Annotated in this window: 19 protein-coding genes; 11 read left to right on the top strand and 8 right to left on the bottom strand. The window is 71.7% G+C overall.

Annotated features, from left to right (window positions below):
• Positions 1-27: 27 nt before the first annotated feature.
• Positions 28-822: a rhamnogalacturonan acetylesterase gene (locus CSC62_RS09825; protein ID WP_425502007.1), complete on the bottom strand. Its 795-nt coding sequence runs from the start codon at positions 820-822 to the stop codon at positions 28-30.
• A 379-nt stretch (positions 823-1,201) separates the two neighbouring features.
• On the opposite strand from CSC62_RS09825, the gene CSC62_RS09820 reads away from it, so the two are divergent.
• The gene (locus CSC62_RS09820; RefSeq protein ID WP_162406004.1) at positions 1,202-2,818 is read left to right on the top strand and encodes a family 43 glycosylhydrolase; all 1,617 of its coding nucleotides are present in this window, start codon (positions 1,202-1,204) and stop codon (positions 2,816-2,818) included.
• 32 nt (positions 2,819-2,850) lie between these two features.
• A complete protein-coding gene (locus tag CSC62_RS09815; protein WP_162406003.1) occupies positions 2,851-4,101 on the top strand; it encodes a sialidase family protein in 1,251 nt (416 codons plus the stop codon).
• A 19-nt stretch (positions 4,102-4,120) separates the two neighbouring features.
• Here the strand turns inward: CSC62_RS09815 and CSC62_RS09810 are convergent, their stop codons facing one another.
• Together CSC62_RS09810 and CSC62_RS09805 are read right to left on the bottom strand one after the other, a co-directional pair.
• Entirely contained in the window at positions 4,121-5,770 is a 1,650-nt protein-coding gene (locus CSC62_RS09810) for a carboxylesterase/lipase family protein (protein WP_162406002.1), read from the bottom strand.
• 55 nt (positions 5,771-5,825) lie between these two features.
• The gene (locus tag CSC62_RS09805; protein ID WP_246194330.1) at positions 5,826-6,758 is read right to left on the bottom strand and encodes an alpha/beta hydrolase; all 933 of its coding nucleotides are present in this window, start codon (positions 6,756-6,758) and stop codon (positions 5,826-5,828) included.
• Between the two features lie 243 nt (positions 6,759-7,001).
• Here CSC62_RS09805 and CSC62_RS09800 point away from each other — a divergent pair, with 243 nt between their 5' ends.
• The 9 genes from CSC62_RS09800 (at position 7,002) to CSC62_RS09760 (ending at position 16,808) form a co-directional block, all read left to right on the top strand.
• Positions 7,002-7,844: a 2-keto-4-pentenoate hydratase gene (locus CSC62_RS09800; protein ID WP_425502006.1), complete on the top strand. Its 843-nt coding sequence runs from the start codon at positions 7,002-7,004 to the stop codon at positions 7,842-7,844.
• Positions 7,841-8,860 (top strand): TRAP transporter substrate-binding protein, encoded by a 1,020-nt coding sequence (locus tag CSC62_RS09795; RefSeq protein ID WP_162406000.1) that lies wholly within the window; start codon positions 7,841-7,843, stop codon positions 8,858-8,860. The genes CSC62_RS09800 and CSC62_RS09795 overlap by 4 nt, the downstream gene beginning before the upstream one ends.
• Before the next feature lie 17 nt (positions 8,861-8,877).
• Positions 8,878-9,417: a TRAP transporter small permease gene (locus tag CSC62_RS09790; RefSeq protein ID WP_162405999.1), complete on the top strand. Its 540-nt coding sequence runs from the start codon at positions 8,878-8,880 to the stop codon at positions 9,415-9,417.
• Positions 9,417-10,703: a TRAP transporter large permease gene (locus tag CSC62_RS09785; RefSeq protein ID WP_162405998.1), complete on the top strand. Its 1,287-nt coding sequence runs from the start codon at positions 9,417-9,419 to the stop codon at positions 10,701-10,703. Before CSC62_RS09790 ends, CSC62_RS09785 begins: the two co-directional genes overlap by 1 nt.
• A gap of 158 nt (positions 10,704-10,861) precedes the next feature.
• Complete coding sequence (locus tag CSC62_RS09780) at positions 10,862-11,920, top strand: LacI family DNA-binding transcriptional regulator (protein WP_162405997.1); 1,059 nt, start codon at positions 10,862-10,864, stop codon at positions 11,918-11,920.
• Positions 11,921-12,086: 166 nt separating this feature from the next.
• A complete protein-coding gene (kduI, locus tag CSC62_RS09775; protein WP_162405996.1) occupies positions 12,087-12,935 on the top strand; it encodes a 5-dehydro-4-deoxy-D-glucuronate isomerase in 849 nt (282 codons plus the stop codon).
• A gap of 80 nt (positions 12,936-13,015) precedes the next feature.
• The gene (gene kduD, locus CSC62_RS09770; protein ID WP_162405995.1) at positions 13,016-13,771 is read left to right on the top strand and encodes a 2-dehydro-3-deoxy-D-gluconate 5-dehydrogenase KduD; all 756 of its coding nucleotides are present in this window, start codon (positions 13,016-13,018) and stop codon (positions 13,769-13,771) included.
• Between the two features lie 171 nt (positions 13,772-13,942).
• On the top strand, positions 13,943-15,088 hold the full coding sequence (locus CSC62_RS09765; RefSeq protein WP_162405994.1) for a cupin domain-containing protein: 1,146 nt from the start codon (positions 13,943-13,945) through the stop codon (positions 15,086-15,088).
• A gap of 391 nt (positions 15,089-15,479) precedes the next feature.
• Entirely contained in the window at positions 15,480-16,808 is a 1,329-nt protein-coding gene (locus CSC62_RS09760) for a sigma-54 interaction domain-containing protein (RefSeq protein ID WP_162405993.1), read from the top strand.
• Between the two features lie 19 nt (positions 16,809-16,827).
• On the opposite strand, the gene CSC62_RS09755 is transcribed toward CSC62_RS09760, so the two are convergent.
• The 5 genes from CSC62_RS09755 to CSC62_RS09735 all read right to left on the bottom strand — a co-directional run bounded on the left by CSC62_RS09755 (position 16,828) and on the right by CSC62_RS09735 (position 22,058).
• Positions 16,828-18,165 (bottom strand): transporter, encoded by a 1,338-nt coding sequence (locus tag CSC62_RS09755; protein ID WP_425502008.1) that lies wholly within the window; start codon positions 18,163-18,165, stop codon positions 16,828-16,830.
• A gap of 72 nt (positions 18,166-18,237) precedes the next feature.
• Positions 18,238-19,035, bottom strand: a complete 798-nt coding sequence (locus CSC62_RS09750) for a hypothetical protein (protein ID WP_162405992.1) — start codon at positions 19,033-19,035, stop codon at positions 18,238-18,240.
• Between the two features lie 11 nt (positions 19,036-19,046).
• On the bottom strand, positions 19,047-19,757 hold the full coding sequence (locus CSC62_RS09745) for a C39 family peptidase (protein ID WP_162405991.1): 711 nt from the start codon (positions 19,755-19,757) through the stop codon (positions 19,047-19,049).
• A gap of 138 nt (positions 19,758-19,895) precedes the next feature.
• Entirely contained in the window at positions 19,896-21,395 is a 1,500-nt protein-coding gene (locus CSC62_RS09740; protein ID WP_162405990.1) for an adhesin, read from the bottom strand.
• Positions 21,396-21,443: 48 nt separating this feature from the next.
• The gene (locus CSC62_RS09735; RefSeq protein ID WP_162406020.1) at positions 21,444-22,058 is read right to left on the bottom strand and encodes a hypothetical protein; all 615 of its coding nucleotides are present in this window, start codon (positions 22,056-22,058) and stop codon (positions 21,444-21,446) included.
• Positions 22,059-22,085 lie beyond the last annotated feature (27 nt).

Raw genomic sequence — 22,085 nt, 5'->3', positions numbered from 1 at the left:
GCACGACGCCGGTGACCGCCGGCTCTCCTAGGGAATCAGGTTCCGCCGCAGCGCAGGCACCTGCCGCGCCAGTTCGTCGGCGACGATGGCGGCGAAGAAATCCGCGCCTTCGCGGCCGAGGTGGGTGTAGTCGAACGCCACCTTGGGCGTGCCCATCGGCTCGGCCGCGGCGTTGTCCTGGGCGGCTACGCGCGGCACCGGGCCGCCGGCCGGCGCCACGACCTGAGCGGTCGGCGGCGCGCCGATGGTGGTACCGGCCTGGGCGGCGGCCACCTGTTCCGACAGGGGCCGGGCCTGGGCGAAGCGCATCGCCTGCACCGGACCCATGCCCTGGACCGCGGCGATGCTGCGCGCGTGCAGGTCCACCAGCGGCACGTCCAGTTCGGCGGCCACCTTGCGGATGGCCTCGGCCCACGGCGCGAGGTCGTCGATCAGCTGGCCGTCCTTGAACTGGCGCCGGGTCAGCGGGGTCAGCAGCACCGGCACCGCGCCGGCGGCGCGGGCCTCGCGCACGTAGCGCCGCAGGTTGTCGGGGAATTCGCCGGCCAGGTCGGTGGAACGGCCAGGCTTGCCGGGCTGGTCGTTGTGGCCGAACTGGATCAGCACGTAGACGCCGCCGGCGTAGGCCGGGGCCGTACGCAATTCCTGCAGGGCGATGTCCCAGGAGCCCTCGGCGCGGTAGTTGTAGGTGCTGCGGCCGCCGCGGGCCAGGTTCACGCAGGCCAGGAACGAGGCGACGTGGTCGGCGCAGAACGCCGGGCCCCAGCCGCCCTGGACCGCGGTGGTCGAATCGCCGACCAGGACGACCTTGCTCGCCCGCACGGGGACGGCCGGAGGCCGTTCGGAGATGGATGGATCCGGCGGCGCAGCGACCGACGGGGCCGTCACCAGCACACAGGCCAGCGACAGGAGACGGACGGCAAGGCGACGGAAGACCGGGGACGGAGGGGTCATGGCGACTCGTGGATGGGACGGGCGGGAGGGAGTGGAACAGCGCGCCTGCTGGCCAGCGGTGTCATCCAGGCGTGACGTGCGGCGGCTTCATGACCGCCACTGTATGCGCCACGCCAGCCCAGGCCTTGCTGCAGCGCAGGATGCCGGTCCGGTCCCGGGTCTGCTAGGGTCCGATGACCATCGGTGTCATCGGCGGCCGGACCGCCTTCACGACACTCCTCCCGCTTCCGTCGCAAGGACCAGCCCCATGGCCCTCCGTCTCCGTCGCCTGCATTCGCTTTTCCTGCTCGCATTGCCGGTCCTCGCCGGCGCCGGCCTGGCCACCGCCGCGCCGGCATCGGACAACTCCAGCCCCTGGAAGCGCGGGATCGAGCACCAGCGCCAGGCCGACCTGGGCGACGGCACCTTCCTCAACCCGGTGTTCGCCGGCGACCGCCCGGACCCGTCGGTGCTCAAGGACGGCGACGACTACTACCTGACTTCGTCCTCGTTCGACGCCTATCCCGGCCTGCCGATCTGGCATTCGCGCGACCTGGTCAACTGGGTGCCGCTGGGCCATGCGATCACGCGTAACGTCGGCTCGATCTGGGCCCCGGACATCGTCAAGCACGGCGACCGCTACTACATCTACTTTCCCGCGCGCACCGGCGGCACCGAGGGCAGCACCCGCAGCAACTGGGTGGTGTGGGCCGACGACATCCGCGGTCCCTGGAGCGAGCCGGTCGAGCTGGGCCTGGGCAAGTACATCGACCCCGGCCACGCCGTGGGCGAGGACGGCAAGCGCTACCTGTTCCTCAGCGGCGGCGACTACGTGCAGCTGTCCGACGACGGCCTGCGCGTGGTCGGCGAGCCGAAGCACGTGTACGACGGCTGGCAGTACCCGCAGGAGTGGGACGTGGAGGCCTACGCCCAGGAAGGCCCGAAGATCCACAAGCGCGGCGACTGGTACTACATGACCACCGCGGTCGGCGGCACCGCCGGCCCGCCGACCGGGCACATGGTGATCACCGCGCGCTCCAAGTCGATCCACGGACCGTGGCAGAACTCGCCGCACAACCCGATCGTGCGCACCGTCGACCGCAGCGAGCCGTGGTGGTCCCGCGGTCATGCCACCGTGGTCGAAGGCACCGACGGGCGCTGGTGGATGATCTACCACGGCTACGAGAACGGCTACTGGACCCTGGGCCGGCAGGCCTTGCTGGAGCCGATCGAATGGACCGGGGACGGCTGGTTCCTGGCCAAGGGCGGCGACCTCGGCCGGCCGCTGGCCAAGCCCAGCGGCGAGGCGGTCGGCCGGCACGGCATGGCCCTGTCGGACGCGTTCGACGGCGACGCGCTCGGCCACCAGTGGTCGTTCTTCAACCCGGCCCAGGACGAGTACCGGCGGCTGTCGTTCGGCGACGGCGCGATGACGGTGCAGGGCAAGGGCCGCACCCCGGCCGACAGCTCGCCGCTGAGCGTGATCGCCGGCGACAAGGCGTACCAGTTCGAGGTGGAGATGGAGATCGAGCCGGGCGCCATCGGCGGCGCCCTGCTGTTCTACAACGATCGCCTGTACGTGGGCGTGGGCAGCAACGGCGAGAGGTTCGTCATGCACCGCTACGGCCAGGAGCGGCCGACCCACGGCCTGCCGCCGGGCAAGGGCGGGCGGCTGTGGCTGCGGGTGACCAACGACCAGCACATCGTCACCGTCCATACCAGCACCGACGGCAAGGCCTGGGAGAAGTACCCGGTGCAGATGGAGGTGTCCGGCTATCACCACAACGTCGCCGGCCAGTTCCTGGCGCTGAAGCCGGCGATCTACGCCGCCGGCGAGGGCAAGGTCCGCTTCCGCGACTTCAGGTACCGCGCGCTCGACTACTGAGCCGCAGGCCGGTGCCGCACCCCGGATCGGGCATGTTTCCGCATTGCCGCCCCTCCCATCGCGACCGGATCCGCGCGATCGCCGGCGCCGTCCTGGCCGTGCTGCTGCCGCTAGCGGGCATCCACGACGCCGCGCGGGCACAGGCCGGAGAAGATCCGGTCGCCGCGCCGGCCGCGCCGTACACCGTGGTCCCCGGCCTGTTCGACCCGCGGGCAGCGGACCTGGGCCTGGCGCCGGCGGCCGGCACCCGCAGCTTCACCGTGTTCCGTCCGGACCCGGGCGCGGACCTTTTCAACAACGGCGCGGTGCCGATCGCGTTCAAGGGCCGCCTGTACGTGCAATGGCAGTCCTCCCGCCGCGACGAGGACTCGCCCGACACCCGCGTCGTCTACAGCGCCAGCGCCTACGGCGAACACTGGAGCCCGCCCGTGGTGCTGGCCGCGGCCGCGCGCGGCGGCGCGATGCATTCCAACGGCGGCTGGTGGACCGATGGCCGGGTCCTGGTCGCCTACCTCAACGTCTGGCCGCGCGGCTTCCAGTCCGGCGAAGGCGGCTGGACCGAGTACCTGCTCAGCGAGGACGGGGAGCACTGGACCGCGCCGCAACGCGTGCGCGGCGCCGACGGCCGGCCGGTGGAAGGCGTGATCGAGCAGGACCCGCACGCGCTGGTCGACGGCCGCGTCCTCACCGCCTTCCACGTCCGCCCGGGGATGGTCGCGACCCCGTACTTCACCGACGACCCGCGCGGCGTGGACGGATGGCGGCGTGGGGTGATGGCCAACCTGGCATACGAGGGCGCATCCAGCCGCGAGCTGGAACCGAGCCTGTTCCTGCGCCGTGGCGCCGGTGGTGGCGAATGCGCGGTGATGGTGTTCCGCGACCAGGCCTCCAGCTTCCGCCAGCTGGCCAGCGAGAGCTGCGACCGCGGCGAACGCTGGAGCGCGCCGGCATTGACCGCGATGCCCGACGCGCGCGCCAAGCAGAGCGCCGGCAACCTGCCCGACGGCCAGGCCTTCCTGGTCAACGCCCCCAATGCGGACAAGCGCCGCGTTCCGCTGGCGGTGACCCTGTCGTCGGACGGCCGCCTGTTCGACCGCAGCTTCCTGCTGCGCGGCGAAAGCGATCTCCCGCCGCTGCGCCACGAAGGCCGCTACAAGCGGCCGGGCTACCACTACCCCAAGAGCGTGGTCTGGAACGGCCACCTCCATGTCGCCTACGCGGTCAACAAGGAAGACATCGCCGTTACCCGGGTGCCGCTGGCCTCGCTGGCGCGGCCGTTATAGGCGCCGGTGGTGCCGGCGCCTACAGGGTGCCGCGCTGCAAGAACGGAGCCTGCTGCCAGAAGCGACGCTCGCCGCCGCGCGGATCGTCGGCCAGCGTCGCCGGCAGGTCGAACAGCAAGGTCTGCCGCCGCGCCATCGAATAGGGTTCCCAGCGCGGAATACCGGCGTGGTTGGGGTCGCCGTGCCGGGCCAGCGCCAGCAGCGCCCCGCTCATCGCCCCGGCCATCTTCCGCGCATCCTCGCCATCGCCGGTGCGCGAGCCGGGCTGGCCCGCGTTGTCGAACACCAGCGGGATGTCCAACGTGTGGAAGGCGCGCAGCCTGCCGCCGTCCAGCGGCGAGCCCCAGTCCAGCTGGTAGGCCCAGGTCGGCGCCGCACCATCCGGCTGCACCGCGCGCGCTTCCAGTTCCTCGACCGCGCCGCGCCAGGAACGGCCGGCGGTGGTCGCGGCGAAGAACACCTCCGACGGCGTGTACTGCGGATACAGCCGGCGGTACTCGGCCACCACCAGGTCGGCGCGCAGGTCCACGTACTGCTGGGTTTCCAGCCTGCCCGGCAGTTCCTCCCAGGTCAGCTCGAAGTGCTTCGGATCGCCGCCGAGGAAGGCGCGGGTCTCGTCGCGGGTGTTGCCGATCACCATCGGGATCGCCGCCGACTGCGCCGGCGCATCCGGCCAGAACGGATGTCGCGGCAGCACCTGCCCATCCATCACCGGGCCGAAGTACAGGCGGGTGTTCTCGATCCGCGAGAAGTCGCGCGCCGTGGTCGCTTCCAGCAGCTTCTCCACCGGCAGCGCGCGCAGGCGCGCGACCGCATCGGCCGCGGCCGGGTCGATCCCGGCCGTCTCCAGGAACAATCGCGCCCGACCGGTCGCCGCGCGCGGGCCGGCGGCGGTGACCTGCTGCCCGCTCATGGTCCAGGCCTTGTGGAACAGCCCGCGCGCCACCGGCATCGCCATCAGGGTGGCGATCTTGGCGCCGCCGCCGGACTGGCCGAACACGGTGACGTTGCCCGGGTCGCCGCCGAACCCGGCGATGTTGTCGCGCACCCATTGCAGGGCCAGCACCAGGTCGAGCTGGCCGGGATTGGCCGCCGCCGCGTACTCCGCGCCGCCGAGCTGGCCCAGGTAGAGGTAGCCGAAGGCGTTGAGCCGATGGTTGACGGTGACCACCACCACGTCACCGCGGCGGACCAGGGCGCTGCCGTCGTACAGCGGATCGCTGCCGGAGCCGGTGTCGAAGCCGCCGCCGTGGATGTAGAACAGCACCGGGCGCTTGCCGCCGTCGTCCAGGCCGGGCGTCCACACGTTGAGGAACAGGCAGTCCTCGCATCCTGGGCCGTCTCCGCCGCGCTGCGGGGCCGGGGCGCCGTAGTCCACGGCCTCGGCCACGCCGCGCCACGCCTGCGGCGCGCGCGGGGCGAGGAAGCGCGCGGGCGCGGTGTCGGCGCCGTAGCGGATGCCCTTGAACGCGCTGACGCCGTCGTGGCGCAGGCCGCGCACGCGGCCGCTGCGGGTGCGAGCCACCACCGTGGCGTCGCCGGCGGCGAAGGCGGCCGGCGCGGCGCCGGCCAGGAGGATGCCGGCGCCCAGGCCGGCGGCCTGCAGCAGGCGGCGGCGCTGCGGGTCGGCGGGCGCGGCGGTGGAAGGGAAGGGGTCGCGAGTGTTCATGGCTAGGTCCCGGAATGGCGGGGATGCAATGCAATGCGAAGGACGGAGCGGAGCGTCATGGCCGGGGCACCGGTTCACCGCCCTCGCCCGCCAGCGGGGCATGCGCGCGGATCCAGGCGATCGCCAGCGACGGCCACGCCGCCAGGGTGCCGCGCGCCCCGCGCACGCCGAAGCCGTGGCCGCCGTGGGCGTAGAGATGGGTCTCGTGCTCGACCCCGGCGGCGCGCAGGGCGGCCTCGAACAGCAGCGTGTTCTCCACCGGCACCACCTTGTCGTCCTGGGCGTGCAGCTGGAACACCGGCGGCGTCGACGCGTCCACCAGGTTCTGCAGCGAGTAGGCGCGCACCGCAGCGGCATCCGGGTCCTCGCCCAGCAGCTTCGAACGCGAACCGGGGTGGGCGTGCGCGCCCATGTCGATCACCGGGTAGACCAGCACCGCGTAGGCCGGGCGCGCGTCCAGCGCGTCGGCCGCGTCCACCGCCGGGTACACCCGTTCGGCGTGGCGGGTGGCGAGGCTGGCGGCGACGTGGCCGCCGGCGGAGAAGCCCATCACCCCGACGCTGTCCGGATCCAGGCCCCATCCGGAGGCGTGCCGGCGGATCAGCCGGATCGCGCGCTGGGCGTCGGCCAGCGGCACGTCGCGGGCGTCGCGGTGGCCTTCGCCGGGCAGGCGGTAGTGCAGCACGAACAGGGTCAGCCCGGCTTCCTGGGCGAACGCCGGAACCAGCGCGCTGCCTTCCTTGTCCAGCACCACCCGCTGGTAGCCACCGCCCGGCACCACCAGCAGGGCGCGACCGTCCGGCTTCCGCGGCCGGTAGACGGTGAGGAACGGCGCGCCGATGCCGTTGAGGTAGCGGTCGGGCAGGGCCGGGTCGGCGCTGCGCTCGACGATCCTTTGCGGCAGCGCCAGGCCCTCCGATCCGGGCGCGGTGCCGGGCCACAGCGGCAGCTGCAGCGGAGGCCCGCCCGCCGGCGCGGCGAGGGCCATGGCCGGCAGCAGCAGTACCAGCGCCGCCAACCTGCGGCTACCGCGCGCGAGGCGCCACCGCCAGTCCGGTCCCGATCCCCGTTCCACCGCCATTCGCCCTCTCCCGTGATGCCGCGGCGCGGCACGCAGTGCCTTTTGCCGCAGTGCACATTGCCAGATGACACCGGTTTACCATATACCGTTTCCCCAGCGCCGCCATCGGGCGGTGCAGCACACGACAACGCATCGCACCTCGGAGGCGCCTTGAGCACGGACATCGTCAAACGGAATGTAGCGTCGGCACCGCCGGAGCTGGTCGCGATCGCGGAACGCTTCACCGCGGCGCGCGGCCGCGGCGAATCGCTGCCGGGCTTCCCGGGCGAGATCCCTGCCGACCTGGTCGCCGCCTACCAGGTCCAGGACGTGGCCATCGACCGCTGGCCCGACCGGGTAGTCGGCTGGAAGGTCGGCTACATCGCCGCCGAGCGCCGCGACGCCTCCGGCGACGACCGCCTGCTGGGCCCGATCTTCGCCCGCAACCTCTGGAATGCCACCGGTGACATCGCCCCGATCCCCGTGTTCGCCGGCGGTTTCGGCGCGATCGAGGCCGAGTACGTGATGCGCCTGGACGCCGACGCGCCGGCGGACAAGCTGGACTGGACGCCGGAAGAGGCCGCCGCCTTGCCGGCCACCCTGTTCATCGGCCTGGAAGTGGCCAGCAGTCCGCTGGCGACGATCAACGAGCTCGGCCCGCGGGTGGTGGTGTCGGACTTCGGCAACAACAACGGCCTGCTGCTGGGCGCGCAGATCCCCGGCTGGGCCGCCCGCGACGAGGCGACGCTGACCGCCGAGACCTTCATCGACGGCGCCAGCGTCGGCCGCGGCGGCGCCCAGCGCCTGCCGGGCGGGCTGCGTACCGCCTTCGCCTTCGCCCTGTCGCGCTCGGCCCGGCGCGGCCGTCCCCTGCGCAAGGGCGAGCTGATCGCCACCGGCAATGCCACCGGTATCCACGATATCGCCGTCGGCCAGCGCGGTACCGTGGTGTTCGAAGGCCACGGCACCCTGGAGGTGCTGGCCACGGCCGCCGCCCCGGGGGATACCGCATGACCACGCTCAGCCGTCGCCGCCTGCTGCTGGCCGCCGGCCAGGCCGCCTGCGCCCTGCCGCTGGCGGCCGCCTCGCGCGCCTTCGCCGCCGGCACCGGCGAGACGGCCGGCGCTCGCCTGCTCACCGCCAGCGACGTGCACGTCTCCAACTACCCGACGGTGGAGGCGGTGCGCTGGATCGGCCAGACCCTGCGCGAACGCACCGGCGGCCGCCTGGACATCCGCCTGTACCACTCCGGCCAGCTCGGCCGCGAGGCCGAGGCGATCGACATGGCCCGCTTCGGCGCGATCGACATCACCCGGGTCTACTCCGGCGCGCTGAACAACGCCTTCCCGCTGACCCAGGCGCTGTGCCTGCCGTACGTGTTCGACTCGGTGGCGCACATGCGCCGCGCCCTGGACGGCGGCGTGGCCGAGGCGGTGCTGGCCGGGTTCGAAGCCCGCGACCTGGTCGGCCTGGCGGTGTACGACAGCGGCGCGCGCTGCTTCTACAACACCAAGCACCCGATCGTGGCGCCGAAGGACCTGCACGGCCTGAAGCTGCGCGTGGCCTCCTCGGACATGTTCCTGCGCCTGCTGCGCCTGCTCGGCGCCAACCCGACGCCGATGTCGCTGGGCGACACGTTCTCCGGGATGGAGACGCACATGATCGACGGCGCCGAGAACAACATGCGCAGCTTCCACTCCAGCCGCCATTTCGAGGCCGCGCGCTACTGGTCGCAGAGCGAGCACTCGTACGCGCCGGACATCCTGCTGGTCTCGCGCCGCACCTTCGATTCGCTGGCCCCGGCCGACCGCCAGCTGCTGCTGGAGACCGCGCGCGAATCGGTGGCGGTGATGCGCCGGCACTGGGACGAGTCGGAAGGCCAGGCGCGCAAGGCGGTGCTGGAGTACGGCATCCGGGCCAACGAGGTCGACATGGCCGCGTTCCGCAAGGCCGCCGAGCCCCTGCGCGATGAGTACCTGCGCCAGCCGACGATCGAAGCCCTCTACCGTCGCATCCGCGACTTCGCCTGACCCAACGGAATCCCGCGATGTCCGACACGACCTCTTCCCCGGCCGGCGGCGCCCAGCGCGCGCTGGGCCTGGTCGCCAACCTCGCCATCGGCACCGCCGTCGCCGCCCTGCTCGGGCTGGTGGTGGTGCAGGGCTGGCAGGTGTTCGCCCGCTACGTGATCAACGATTCGCCCAGCTGGACCGAGCCGGTGACCCTGCTGCTGCTGGCCACGGCGATGGGCCTGGGCGCGGCCGCCGGCGTGCACACCAACCGCCACTTCGGCTTCTTCCTGCTGCACGACCACGTCAAGCCGGGCGTGCGCCGGCTGCTGGACGTGGCGGTGCCGCTGGTGATCGCCGCGATCGGCGCGTTCCTGGCCTACTGGGGCGCGGTGCTGCTGATGGACGGCCTGCACATCAAGGCGGCCGGCGCCGAGCTGCCGCAGAGCATCAACTACCTGCCGCTGGCGGTGGGCGGCGCGCTGATGGTGCTGTTCGCGCTCAACCGCGCGTTCCTCGCCCTGACCCACGCCCCCGTCGCCGATACCCAGCCGGCCCCGCAGGAAGGAGACCTCTGATGGCCATGGCCCTGCTGTTCCTGGTGTTCGCCCTGCTGCTGGTGATCGGCGTGCCGGTCGCCTTCGCCCTGGCCGCGGCCTCGCTGGTCACCCTGCTGTACCTGGACCTGCCCTCGGTGGTGATGGTCCAACAGATCTCGGCCGGCACCGGCTCGGCCTCGCTGATCGCGATCCCGCTGTTCATCTTCGCCGGCGAGATCATGATGCGCGGCGGCATCTCCGAGCGCCTGATCGCGCTGGCCGCCTCGCTGGTCGGGCGCCTGCGCGGCGGCCTGGGCCAGGTCTCGATCCTGTCCTCGCTGTTCTTCGGCGGCGTGTCCGGCTCGGCGATCGCCGACGTCTCGGCGGTCGGCGGCACGATGATCCCGCAGATGGTCAAGCGCGGCTACGACCGCGACTTCGCGGTCAACGTCAGCATCACGGCCGCCTTGGTGGCCTTGCTGGTGCCGCCTTCGCACAACCTGATCCTGTTCTCGGCCGCGGCCGGCGGTGGCCTGTCGATCGCCGACCTGTTCGCCGCGGGCATCGTGCCGGCGCTGCTGATGACGGTGGTGCTCATGGTCACCGGCTACGTGGTGGCGCGCAGGCGCGGTTACGGGGTGGAAGCCTTCCCGGGCTGGCGCGCGGTGGCCGTGCGCCTGGTCTCGGCCCTGCCGGGCCTGGGTCTGGTGAGCCTGATCTTCTTCGGCATCCGCGCCGGCATCTTCACCGCGGTGGAGTCGGCCGCCATCGCCGTGGTCTACGCCCTGCTGGTCACCGTGGTCCTGTACCGCCAGCTGCGCCTGCGCGAGTTCATGGAGACGGTGACCCATGCCGCGCGCAGCACCGGCGTGATCCTGTTCGTGATCGCCACCGCGGCGGTGTTCGGCTGGCTGCTGGCCTACCTGCAGGTGCCGACCGCGGCGGTGGAGTTCCTGCAGTCGTTCGCGCACAGCAAGTACATGGTGCTGCTGATGATCGTGGTCATGCTGCTTTTGCTGGGCACCTTCATGGACCTGGCGCCGATGATCCTGATCTGCACCCCGATCTTCCTGCCGGTGGCCCGCGCCTACGGGATCGACCCGATCCACTTCGGCCTGGTCCTGGTGCTGACCGGCGGCCTGGGCCTGGTGACCCCGCCGGTGGGCTCGGTGCTGTTCATCGGCACCGCGATCGGCAAGATCACCGTCGGCCAGAGCATGCGCACGATCTGGCCGTTCTGGCTGGCCGGGCTGGGCGTGCTGCTGGTGGTGGCGTTCTTCCCGCAGCTGTCGCTGTGGCTGCCGGCGGTGCTGCGCGGCGGCTGATCGCTGCGCCCGCGTCCCCGGCAACCGGGGCGCGGGCCGTCTCCGCCGGCCCGTACCCGGGCCGGCGCATCCGGCATCCGGCCCCTTGCCTCCCGCGCCCGGCCGCCCGCCGGGCGCCGCTCCGGCTAGAATCCCTCGATATCCCCGTGAACCCGACCATGTCCGCGCGCAAGACCTCCGCAGAATCGGCCGCCCGGCCCGGCGCCCCGGGCAAGGCCGCGACGATCAACGACATCGCCCGCCTGGCCGGGGTCTCGAAGAAGACCGTCTCCCGGATCATCAACCACTCGCCGCTGGTGCGTAAGGACACCCGTGAGAAGGTCGAGACGCTGATGCGCGAGGTCGGCTACACCCCCGACCCGCTGGCGCGCGGGCTGGCCTTCCGCCGCTCGTTCCTGATCGGCATGGTCTACGACAACCCCACCGCGCAGTACATCGTCGACATGCAGTACGGCGCCCTGGACGCTTTGCGCGAGTCCGGGTTCGAGCTGGTGGTGCACCCCTGCGACACCCGCAGCCCCGGCTACATCGACGGCGTGCGCCGCTTCGTCCAGCAGCAGAAGCTGCACGGGGTGATGCTGATCCCGCGCGCCTCCGAGGACCAGAACCTGGCCGATATGCTAGCCGAGATGAGCTGCCGCTACACCCGGATCGTCCCGGTCGGCTTCGAGGACCACGACGGCCGCATGATCGTCACCCACGACCGCGACGGCGCGGCCGAGGCCGCCGACTACCTGCTGACCCTGGGCCACCGCGACATCGCCCTGATCACCGGCCCGCTGGCCTACCGCTCGGCGATCGAGCGCACCGAGGGCTTCGTCGACGCCCTGGCCCGCCGCGGGGTGGAGATCCCCAAGGCGCGGATCATCGAGGCCAGCTACACCTTCGAGTCCGGCGTGGCCGCCGCCGAGAAGCTGCTGGCCGGCAAGAAGCGCCCGACCGCGATCTTCTGCGGCAACGACGAAATGGCCGCCGGCGTGTACAAGGTGGCGATGCGCGCCGGGGTCAGCATCCCGCGCGACCTGTCGGTGATCGGCTACGACGACAGCCCCCTGGCCTCGCGCCTGTGGCCGTCGCTGACCTCGGTCCGGCGCCATACCCGCGACACCGGCCGGATCGCCGCCACCACCCTGATCCGCACCGACAACACCCCGCTGCCGATGGCCAGCGTGCGCCCGCACCTGATCGTGCGCGACTCCTGCCAGCCGCCGGCGTAGGCCCGGCACCCGGCTGTCTCCATTCCTGCGCGACGCCTCTGGGTCGGTCGGCCGCGGAATTGGCGCAACGCAAAATGACACCGGTTACCACGTCCGCTAGAATGCCCCCGAAATGGATGCAGGAACCGGCCTCCCGGGTTCCTGTCCGATCTCCAGGAGCCGTGCGATGTACCAGAAGACCTATTACGCGACCCACCCCGGCGTCATGCAGGGCGCCAGCAACGACGAGCTGCGCGACCTGTACCTGATCGGCGAGCTGTTCGCCGCCGACGAGGTGCGGCTGAGCTACACCCATTACGAGCGCTTCGTGATCGGCGGCGCCGCCCCGGTGGGCAAGACCGTCTCGCTGCCCAAGCAGACCGAGCCGGCCTCGGCCGCCGGCAAGCCATTCCTGGAGCGCCGCGAGCTGGGCGTGATCAACGTCGGCGCCGGCACCGGCACCGTCACCGTGGACGGCACCGCCTACACCCTGGGACCGAAGGACGGCCTGTACGTGGCGATGGGCAGCGAGGAGGTCAGCTTCAGCTCGGCCGACGCCGCCAACCCGGCCAAGTTCTACCTGACCTCGACCCCGGCGCACGCGCGCTTCGAGACCAAGCAGCTGTCGATCAAGGACGCGGTGGCGCTGGAGCGCGGCGCGCTGGAGACCAGCAACGAGCGCACCATCTACCAGTACATCGTCCCGGCCACCTGCAAGTCCTCGCAGCTTTTGCTGGGCCTGACCGTGCTCAAGCCGGGCAGCGTCTGGAACACCATGCCGCCGCACCTGCACGACCGCCGCAGCGAGGTGTACTTCTACTTCGACCTGGGCGGCAACGACCGCGTCTACCACTTCATGGGCCAGCCGGACCAGCAGCGCCACATCGTCATGCAGAACGACGAGGCGGTGGTCTCGCCGCCGTGGTCGATCCACATGGGTTCGGGCACGTCCAACTACGCCTTCATCTGGGCGATGGGCGGCGAGAACCTGGACTACACCGACATGAACGTGCTGGACATCTGCCAGCTGAAGTGACGCACCGGCGCGCCGCGCACCGATCCGCGCGGCGCGCACCACCCGCACGCAACCCGCACGCACAGGAAGGGGAACATCCGATGAGCAATCCGTTCAGCCTGGAAGGCAAGGTCGCGCTGGTCACCGGCGCCAACACCGGCCTGGGCCAGGGCATCGCGCTGGCGCTGGCCGAAGCCGGCGCCGACATCGCCGCCGCCGGCATCGTCCCGGCCGAAGAGACCGGCGAGAAGGTCAAGGCGCTGGGCCGCCGCTTCCTCAACATCGACGCCAACCTGATCAGCATCGAGCCGGTGTCTCGGATCGTCGAAGAGACGGTCAAGGGCCTGGGCGGCCTGGACATCCTGGTCAACAACGCCGGCCTGATCCGCCGCGCCGACGCGGTCGAGTTCAGCGAGAAGGACTGGGACGACGTCATGAACGTCAACATCAAGTCCGCGTTCTTCATGTCCCAGGCCGCCGGCAAGCACTTCATCGCCCAGGGCCACGGCAAGATCATCAACATCGCCTCGATGCTGTCGTTCCAGGGCGGCATCCGTGTGCCGTCGTACACCGCCTCCAAGAGCGGCATCGCCGGCATCACCCGGCTGCTGGCCAACGAGTGGGCGGCCAAGGGCGTGAACATCAACGCCATCGCCCCAGGCTACATGGCCACCGACAACACCGCCCAGCTGCGCGCCGACGAGGACCGCAGCAAGGCGATCCTGGACCGCATCCCGGCCGCGCGCTGGGGCGAGCCGGCGGACCTGGGCGGCACCGCGGTGTTCCTGGCCAGCCGTGCCTCGGACTACGTCAACGGCGCGGTGATCCCGGTCGACGGCGGCTGGCTGGCGCGCTGATCCACGCTTCGCGCGCCGGTCGCCATGCGCGGCCGGCGCAAAGGTTCCGGCAAGGGTTCCAGCTGCGGACGCGCACGGGCGAAGCCGCCGCCACGCCCGTGCACTCTCTCCGCGTCCGCGGTTGGGACCCGAGCCGCTCCGCTGTGTGCTTCGCCCCCCCAGGGAGGACCCATGTCCCTGATCCACGCCTTCATCCGCCCGCTCGGCCTGGCCCTGCTGCTCGCGTGCGCGGGCACGGCCATCGCCGCCGAAGCCGGGCCACGACGCGTGTTCGTCGCCAGCGACTCCACCGCCGCCGAATACGGCCCGGAACGCGCGCCGCGCCAGGGCTGGGGCCAGCAGCTGCAGGGCTTCCTGGATCCGGTCGCGTTCGAGGTCCGCAACCACGCCGCCGGCGGCCGCAGCGCGCGCAGCTTCATCGAGGAAGGCCGGCTGGAGCCGATCGCGCGCGAACTGCGCAAGGGCGACGTGCTGCTGGTCCAGTTCGGCCACAACGATGCCAAGTACGAGGACCCGCGCCGCTACAACGAGCCCGCGCAGGCCTACCCGCAGTGGCTGATGCGCTACGTCGCCCTGGCCCGCGAGCGCGGCGCCACCCCGGTCCTGGTGACCCCGGTCACCCGCCGGGTCTGGGACTTCGGCTCGCTGCTCGACACCCATGCCCGCTACACCGACGCGGTGCGGGCGCTGGCCGCGCGCGAGCGGGTGGCGCTGATCGACCTCAACGCCAGCAGCACCGACTGGATCCGCGCCCTCGGCGACGAGGCCTCCAAGGCCTACTACGCGCACGTGCCCGAACGCGGCGTGGCCGACGACACCCACTTCAGCGCCGCCGGCGCGACCCTGGTCGCCTGCCTGGTGGTGCGCGACTGGAAGGCGCTGGACCCGTCGCTGTCCGCGCACGTGGTCCGCGACACCGACTGCGGCGCACCGGCCAGCGCGCGCGCCGACCAAGCCGCGCAGGCCAATCCATCGCAGGTGGTGCACGAGGCGGACTTCGCCCGGCCGCAACCCGGCCCGCACGGCGGCGCCGGCACGACCACGGCCTTCCCGCTGTTCGCCGACGCCCCCGGGCTGGGGTTCGTGCTGCGCAAGCGGGTGCTGCACAAGGGCGCGGGCATCGGCCTGCACCAGCACCACAAGGACGAGATCTACTACGTGCTCTCGGGCCGGGGCCGCTACGTACTCGACGGCCAGGTGCACGAGGTGTCCGCCGGCCACGCCATGCTCACCCGTCCCGGCAGTACCCACGCGATCGAGCAGCAGGGCGACGAGGACCTGGTGCTGCTGATCGCCTATCCCGCCAGCACGCGCTGACAGCGCGTATCGGCATGAGGTCATCACTTCCCTGAATCACGCCGCTGTCCTGCAGCGGTGGCCGATGGCGTTCTCTCCTGAGAATCGTCTCAAAACGGCCCTGCGTACCGGGCCCGCACCGGGGGAAAGACCATGTTGTCCGCTGTCGCCCTGCCTCGTTCCATCCGCATCGCCTCCTTCGTCCGCAGCACGGCGTGTACCCGCTGCGGCGCAGCGTTCACGGCAGGCGCCTGTCCCGCCTGAATCCCCCGATGGCGCATCCGCCTGGACCGGTCCGCACTGGCCGGATTTCAGATCCCTGTCATGAGCCGGGCGCACGCTCGGGCCGACCGCCTCGCCGCGGCGCGCCCGGCCGGCGCCTTTCCGCGGAACGATTCCAGGACTGCATGAAATGGTGGCCGTACCCGACATCCGCAAACGCTGCCTGATCTGGCTCGGCCGGCCGACGCCGCGCGAACGCGAGGTGCTGGCCGCCGCTGGCTGGGAACTGCGCGTGGTCGACGATCCGGCCAGCGCCCGCATCGGCCTGCGCGGCAGCGACCTGGTCGCCGGCCTGGTCGACCTGCGCGGCGCGGCGCCGGCGTGGCGTGCCGCGATGCACGAGCTGCTCGCACGCCACCCGGAACTGCCGCTGGCCAGCCTCGGCGACGAGCACGACGATGAACTGCCTGGCGAGTGCCTGCTGTCGCTGCGCGAACCGCTGGACCTTGACCAGGTCCGCGGCCTGCAGCGCATCGCCGAGGGCGAGGGCGCGCCATCGGCCTGCGGCCCCGACGGCGACTGCCTGGTCGGCAGGAGCCCGGCCCTGCTGCAGGTGCGCGCCAGCCTCAACAAGTTCGCCCCCGTCGAGCTGCCGGTGCTGGTCACCGGCGAGACCGGGACCGGCAAGGAGCTGGCCGCGCGCGCCCTGCACGAGATGTCGCCGCGCGCGCGCGGCCCGTTCATCGCCGTCAACTGCGGCGCGCTGCCGCCGAGCCTGGTCCAGGCCGAACTGTTCGGCCACGAGCGCGGCGCGTTCACCGGCGCGGCGGCGCGCCGGATCGGCCTGTTCGAGGCGGCCCACGGCGGCACCATCTTCCTCGACGAGGTCGGCGACCTGCCGCTGGACGCGCAGACCAACCTGCTGCGCGTGCTGCAGGAAGGCACCCTGGAGCGGATCGGCAGCCACCAGAGCGTGCGGGTGGACGTGCGCGTGCTGGCCGCCACCCACGTCGACCTCGAGCAGGCGGTGGCCCGCGGCCGCTTCCGCCAGGACCTTTACTACCGCCTGGACGTCCTGCGCCTGCACATGCCGCCGCTGCGCGAGCGCGGCGACGACGTCGAGCTGCTGGCCCGGCACTTCCTCGAGGCCTTCCGCCGCCAGCACCAGGTCCGCGCGCGCGCCTTCGATCCCGGCGCCCGCCGCGCCCTGCGCGCCCACGCCTGGCCCGGCAACGTGCGCGAGCTTCTCAACCGCGTCCGCCGCGCGGCGGTGGTCAGCGAGGGCGAACTGATCCCGGCCGAGGCTTTGCAGCTCGCCGCCACCACCGTGCCATCGGCGACTGCCGCCGACGGCCTGGACGACGTGCGCATCCAGGCCGAGCGCGAAGCGATCCTGGCCACCCTGCGCGAATCGGGCTTCAATGTCAGCGAATGCGCCCGCCGCCTGCGCGTGTCCCGGGTGACGGTCTACCGGCTGTGCCGCAAGCACCAGCTGGAGCTGGAAGCGTTGCGGGTGTAGGAGCTGGCCTTGCCGGCTCCTACAAGGTGTAGGGGACCTTGAGGCCGAGGCTGAAGTCCGGCGCGTCCGGGGTCAGGCCGATGCCGAGCAGGCCGACCATGGTCGCGTGCGGGTTCATGGCGTAGGTCACGCCCAGGTTGAACATCGCCGCGTTGCCGTCGCTGCCGATCACCTTGGCCCATGGCGCGCCCTCGTAGCGGGTGCGTGCCCGCGCGCTGAGCCGGTCGCTGAGCGAGATGCTCAGGCTGGTGCGCTCGTTGAAGGCGAAGGCCACGCCGGCGCCGAAGTAGAACGAATCGCCCAGCTTCACCTTGCCCGGATTGACCGTGTCCGGATTGTTGTCGATGTCGTCGAAGCTGGACTCGAACGAGTACGTGTAGCCGATGTTGCCGAACAGGATCGCCGGGTCGGAGGTCTTCACCGCCGACAGGCCGACGCTGGCCTGCCAGGTGCCGTTGCCGGTGGGCTGCTCCTCCGGCACCGCGAAGCGGATGAAATCGTCGTCGTCGCGCTCGAGCACGTTCCACGGGATCCCGTAGGGCTCGCGTCCGGTCGGCGCCGTCACCCCCACGTTGAGCACCGTCTCCGGGCGCCAGCCCCGCTCCGGCAGCAGCTTGATGTTGGCGCTGGCGGTGACGTCGCCCAGGCCGTGGCCGCTGGTTTCCTCCTGCGCGATCGCCGCCGCCGAGCCGCCGGCGCCGCCCTTCTGGTAGATCGTCTTGCGCGCCACGTAGGGCACGTCCAGGTTCAGGGTCAGGCGCGGGCTCACGCCCCAGCGCAGGCCGAGGTTGTAGTTGAGCGTGTCCGATTCCACGTTCTCGATCGCGATGTTGCCGAGGAAGATCGCGTCCAGCGCCAGGAAGCCGTTGAGCGAGAGCTGCTTGCGGTCGTAGCGGTTGTAGGTCAGGCCGTTCTCGATCACCAGGCGCTGGTCGAACAGGGTGCGGGTCTGCTGCTTGACGTCGGCGACGCTGCGCGCGACCTCGCGTTCGCGCGCCTGCTCGGCCTCGGCCGCGGTGCTGGCGTAGCCGCCGTCGCCGGCCGGCGCGGCGGTGGTGGCGGCGGGTTCCGGCATGGCCTGGGCGTCGGCGTCGGCCTGCGCCTGCGCCTGCGCGACCGCCGGCGGCGGCGCGGTGGCGGCCTGGACCCGGCCCGCCAGCCTCGACTGCAGCGCCTGCACCTGCATGTCCAGCTCGCGCAGCCGGCGCACTTCCTGGGCGTAGCTGTTCTTGAGCGCGGCCAGCTGCTCGGCCAGCTGGCGCAGTTCGGCCTCGCTGGCAGGCGCCGACGGCGCCTGCTGGGCCAGCGCGGCGGGCGCGCCGGCGGCCAGCAGGACCAAGGCGATGGCGCGGGCCAGGGTCGGCGGCGCGGGGCGGTCGGGGTCCATGCGGTTCACTTCGCTGCTCCTTCAGTCGTTGCCCTTCGCGGCTCAGTAGCCGAGGGCGATGCCGCGGCCCAGGGCGATCGCCTGGGCCACGTTCTGGCCGAGCTGGGCGCGGCCGCCGGCCAAAGGCTGGCGGACGATGTCGACCTCCATCCAGTTGCTGGCGGCCTGGCCGTCGCTGGCCAGCTGGATGGTCTGGCCCATGCCGCTGCGGCCGATCCACTGCTCGACCGCGCCGTGGCCGTCGATCTGCAGCAGCACCCGAGCGGTCTGGTCCTGCAACCCGGCGCTGGCGCTCATGCCGGCGAGGCTGGCGTTCGCGGACAGCGGCGCGTCGGTGGCAGCTGCGTCCTCCGCCGTGCTGCCCGGAGCGGCGTTGCGCAGCGAGACCCGGGCCAGGTTGTGGGCGCGGTTGCCGTCGCCGGCCACCTGCACGCTCTGCACCAGGCCGTCGACGTTGGCCAGGCCGCTGGCGTTGATCGCACGGCTGCCCTCGGTAGGCAGCGGGGCGTCGGTAGCGGTGATGCTCACGTGCGGCTGGAAGCTCAGCTTCGGCCGGTCCGGCGCGGCGGCGTCCACCGCCAGGGTCAGGCGGCCTTCCAGGTGCTGGCCGTTCTCCAGCTGCCAGCTGGAGACCATGGTCACCCCGAACCAGGCGACCTGGTCGCCGCCGACGGTGTAGCGGCCGCGCATGCCGGCCAGTTCCTCGTCGCTCAGCTCGGTCAGGCCCTGGCCGGGCGCCGCGGCATTGCCTGCCGCGTCCTGGGCCCAGGCCGAGGACGCGGGGATCGCCGCCAGGCCGAGGGCCAGGCACAGGCCGCGTCTTGCAGTAGGGGTTCGCATGGTCCGCTCCTTCAGAACAGGTCGGCATGGGTGAAGCCGAAATCCAGCAGCTCGGCGTCGGTGATCGGCCCCTGGCGCGCGTACAGGGCGCGGGCGCTGGGCCGGGTGCTGGGCTGCAGCAGCACCGTGTTGCGGTCGAAGTCGGTGCCTATCACGACGAAAACCGCGCGCGACGGCCAGGCGTCGAGGAACTCGGCCAGCGGCATCACCCGGTTGCCCAGGATCGGATCGCCGATCTCGGCCAGGTCGCCGCGGACCTGCTTGAGGACCACGAAGTGGCGGAAGCCGCGCACGTCCATCAGCACCAGGCTGGGCACGCGCAGCGAGCGCAGGCGGGCCTCGTCGACCCGGTAGCCGCGGCCGCGCATGCCCAGCGATTCGACGTAGCGCTTGATGTCCAGCAGGGAGAAGCCGCGCTCGCGCACGATCTCCGGGTCGGCCACGGCGAGCATGCCTTCGATCACCGTGTCCTCGTCCGCCTCCAGGCGGTAGGCGTAGCGCAGGATCGTCGCCAGCGAGGCGGCGCCGCAGCTGTAATCGGTGCGCTGGCGCACCAGGTGGCGGAAGCGGGATTCGCGCATGCTCTCCACCGGCGCGCTGTACAGCGCGCCATTGGGCAGCACGCCGGCGAAGGCGACGTCGGCGGCCGGCACAGGCGGCGCCAGGCCCAGCCAGGGCAGGCACAGCAGGCAGCTCAGGCGGAAGGCGGCGGTCGGGCGCATCGCGCGGATCCCAGGAAGAAGTCGGGGGAGTGGAAGCCCCGTCCCGCGGGGGAGGCGGGACGGGGCATTCCGTGATTTCCCGGCCACGGCGGATGGCCGGGAGTCACCTCGTCATCCCTTGGCGGGATGCCTGGCGGGTCAGCCTTCGCCGCCGCCGGTCGGCGGCGGGGGAGTCTCGCCACCGGTGGAGGGCTGGGCGACGGCCATCGACAGGCTGTTGGCCTGCTGGTTGCCGGTGCCGGCCGAGACGTTCACGCCGATGTTGCCGCTGGCGCCGGAGAAGGCGCTGCCCGACAGCGAGGCGGTGTTGGTCGCGGCGGCGACCACTTCCAGGGTGGCGAAGTCCAGGCTGCCGGTCAGGCTGGCCTGCAGGTCGGCCGTGCCCAGCTCCTCGTAGCCCAGGGTGCCTTCCTCGTCGGTGTCGAAGGCGATGCCGCCGACGCCGTCGCGGTACGGGTTGTCCACCGCGTTCTGGATCTCGTTGTCCATGTCGAGATGGCCGGTGGCCTCGCCGCTCTGGTGCGGCAGTTCCCCGTCCCAGGTATCCAGGTAGAAATTGTCCTGCTGGTAGGCGTTGCCGGTGCCGGCGTAGCTGCCCGAGCCCTGCGCGCTGGTGGTGCCCGAGACCGTGCCGGTCAGCGAGAACTCCAGGGTCTCCACCGCTTCCTCGACCTTCGGCGCGTTGCCGACCAGGTTGCCGCTGGAGATCTGGTTGGAGCTGACGCTGGCCTGGGCGTAGGCGCTGGTGGCGACCGAGGCGGCCAGCGCGTTCTTCTGCGCGTTGTTGTTGCCCGAGGTCACGTTGACGCCGATGTTGCCGCTGGCGGCGTTGAAGGCGTTGCCGCCGATGGCCGCATCGTTGGCCACGCCCAGGTTGGCGGTGATGTTGCCGCTGCCCTGCTGGTTGACGAACACCTCGGCGTCGGCCAGGCCGAAGGCGAAGCTGGCGTCGGCCGCCGACAGCGCCGCGGCGTTGTCCTGCACGTTGTTGTCGCCGGCGGCGACGTTGAACTGCAGGTTGCCCGAGGCGGCCGAGGCGGTGTCCTCGTCGATCGAGGCGTCGTTGGTCAGTTCGTCGTTCAGCCCGGTGTTGCCGGAAACCGACTGGCGGTTGTCGACCACGGCGATCGCGGCCGAATCGATCTCGATGTCGCCGCTCAGGGTCGGGTCGCCGGAGAAGGCGATGTCCGAGGTCAGCGACAGGTCCTTGTTCAGCGAGACCGAGACGTTGTGCTCGTCGCGCTCGATGTTGGAATCGACGTTGACCTGCTCGTCGTAGGTGACCACGGTCTGGTCGATGGTGTAGCTCTCGTCCAGCGACTGGTTCACGTCCTGGTTGAGGGTGTAGCTCTCGTCCAGCGACTGGTTGACCGAGGTGTTGTATTCCTCGTTCACCGAGGTGTTGTACTCCTCGTTGATCGCGGTGTTCCACTCGAAGTTGTCGGTGTAGGTCACGGTCGTGGTGTCATCGACCGTGGTGTTGGTGTTGGTGACGTTGGTTTCGTAGTTGCGGGTGTCATCGATGGTGATGTCGTAATCGACGACCTGGATGTCCTCCACGGTCTCGGCGTTGGCGACCGAGGCGGTCGCCGCCGCGACGGCCACGGCGAGCACGGTCCACTTGACGTTCCTTTTCATGATGTCCTCTCTCTCTGCTGGCTTTCTGGTGGGTTGAACTACCGCTCCTCACGGACCGGGCTGGACCGACAACGCGAAGCCGTTGCCGGTCTCGTTTCCCGAGCCCGCGATCTGGTTGAGCTGGAGCACGCCCTCGAACCCGTGCAGGGCGGTGGATTCCACCGCCACCTCGCGATGCGAGGTCCTGCCGGCTGCCGGGTCCGCGGCCGTGCGCCGCTCCGCCGACGCGGAGACGCTGGCGGACAGGAGTGCGTCCGGCGTCTCGCGTATGCCCTGTTCGGCCAGGCGCACGGTCACCGCGTTGCTCTCCGCGTTCCCGCTGCCGCTGGCCTGGTTGATCGATGCCAGCCCGCCGGCGCCGGACAGGGCGTCGCCGCCGATCCGGGCGCTGGCGCGCGTGGGCAAGTCGTGCCCGTCGCCATCGCGCCTCTGCCGCACGACGGCGTGGGCGTCGGCGGCATCGCCGATCGCCACGGCACGCAGGTTGGCCTGCTGGTTGAGGTCGCCGGCGGCCTGGTTGACCGCGATCGCGCCGCGCGCGCCGGACAGCGCGCGGCCGTCCAGGCGGGTATCGGCCAGGTAGCCGAGCATGCCCTCGTAGTCGTCGGCCCGGGCCGGATCGGTCACCGCCAGCGCGGCCAGCAGCAGCAAGGCCGCCACCAGGCCGGGACGCGACCGCCGTGCGACGGC

Source organism: Pseudoxanthomonas jiangsuensis, from assembly GCF_010093185.1.
Classification (GTDB): domain Bacteria; phylum Pseudomonadota; class Gammaproteobacteria; order Xanthomonadales; family Xanthomonadaceae; genus Pseudoxanthomonas; species Pseudoxanthomonas jiangsuensis.
The sequence above is the reverse complement of the archived record's forward strand: the minus strand, read 5'-3'. Positions and strand labels throughout refer to the sequence as shown.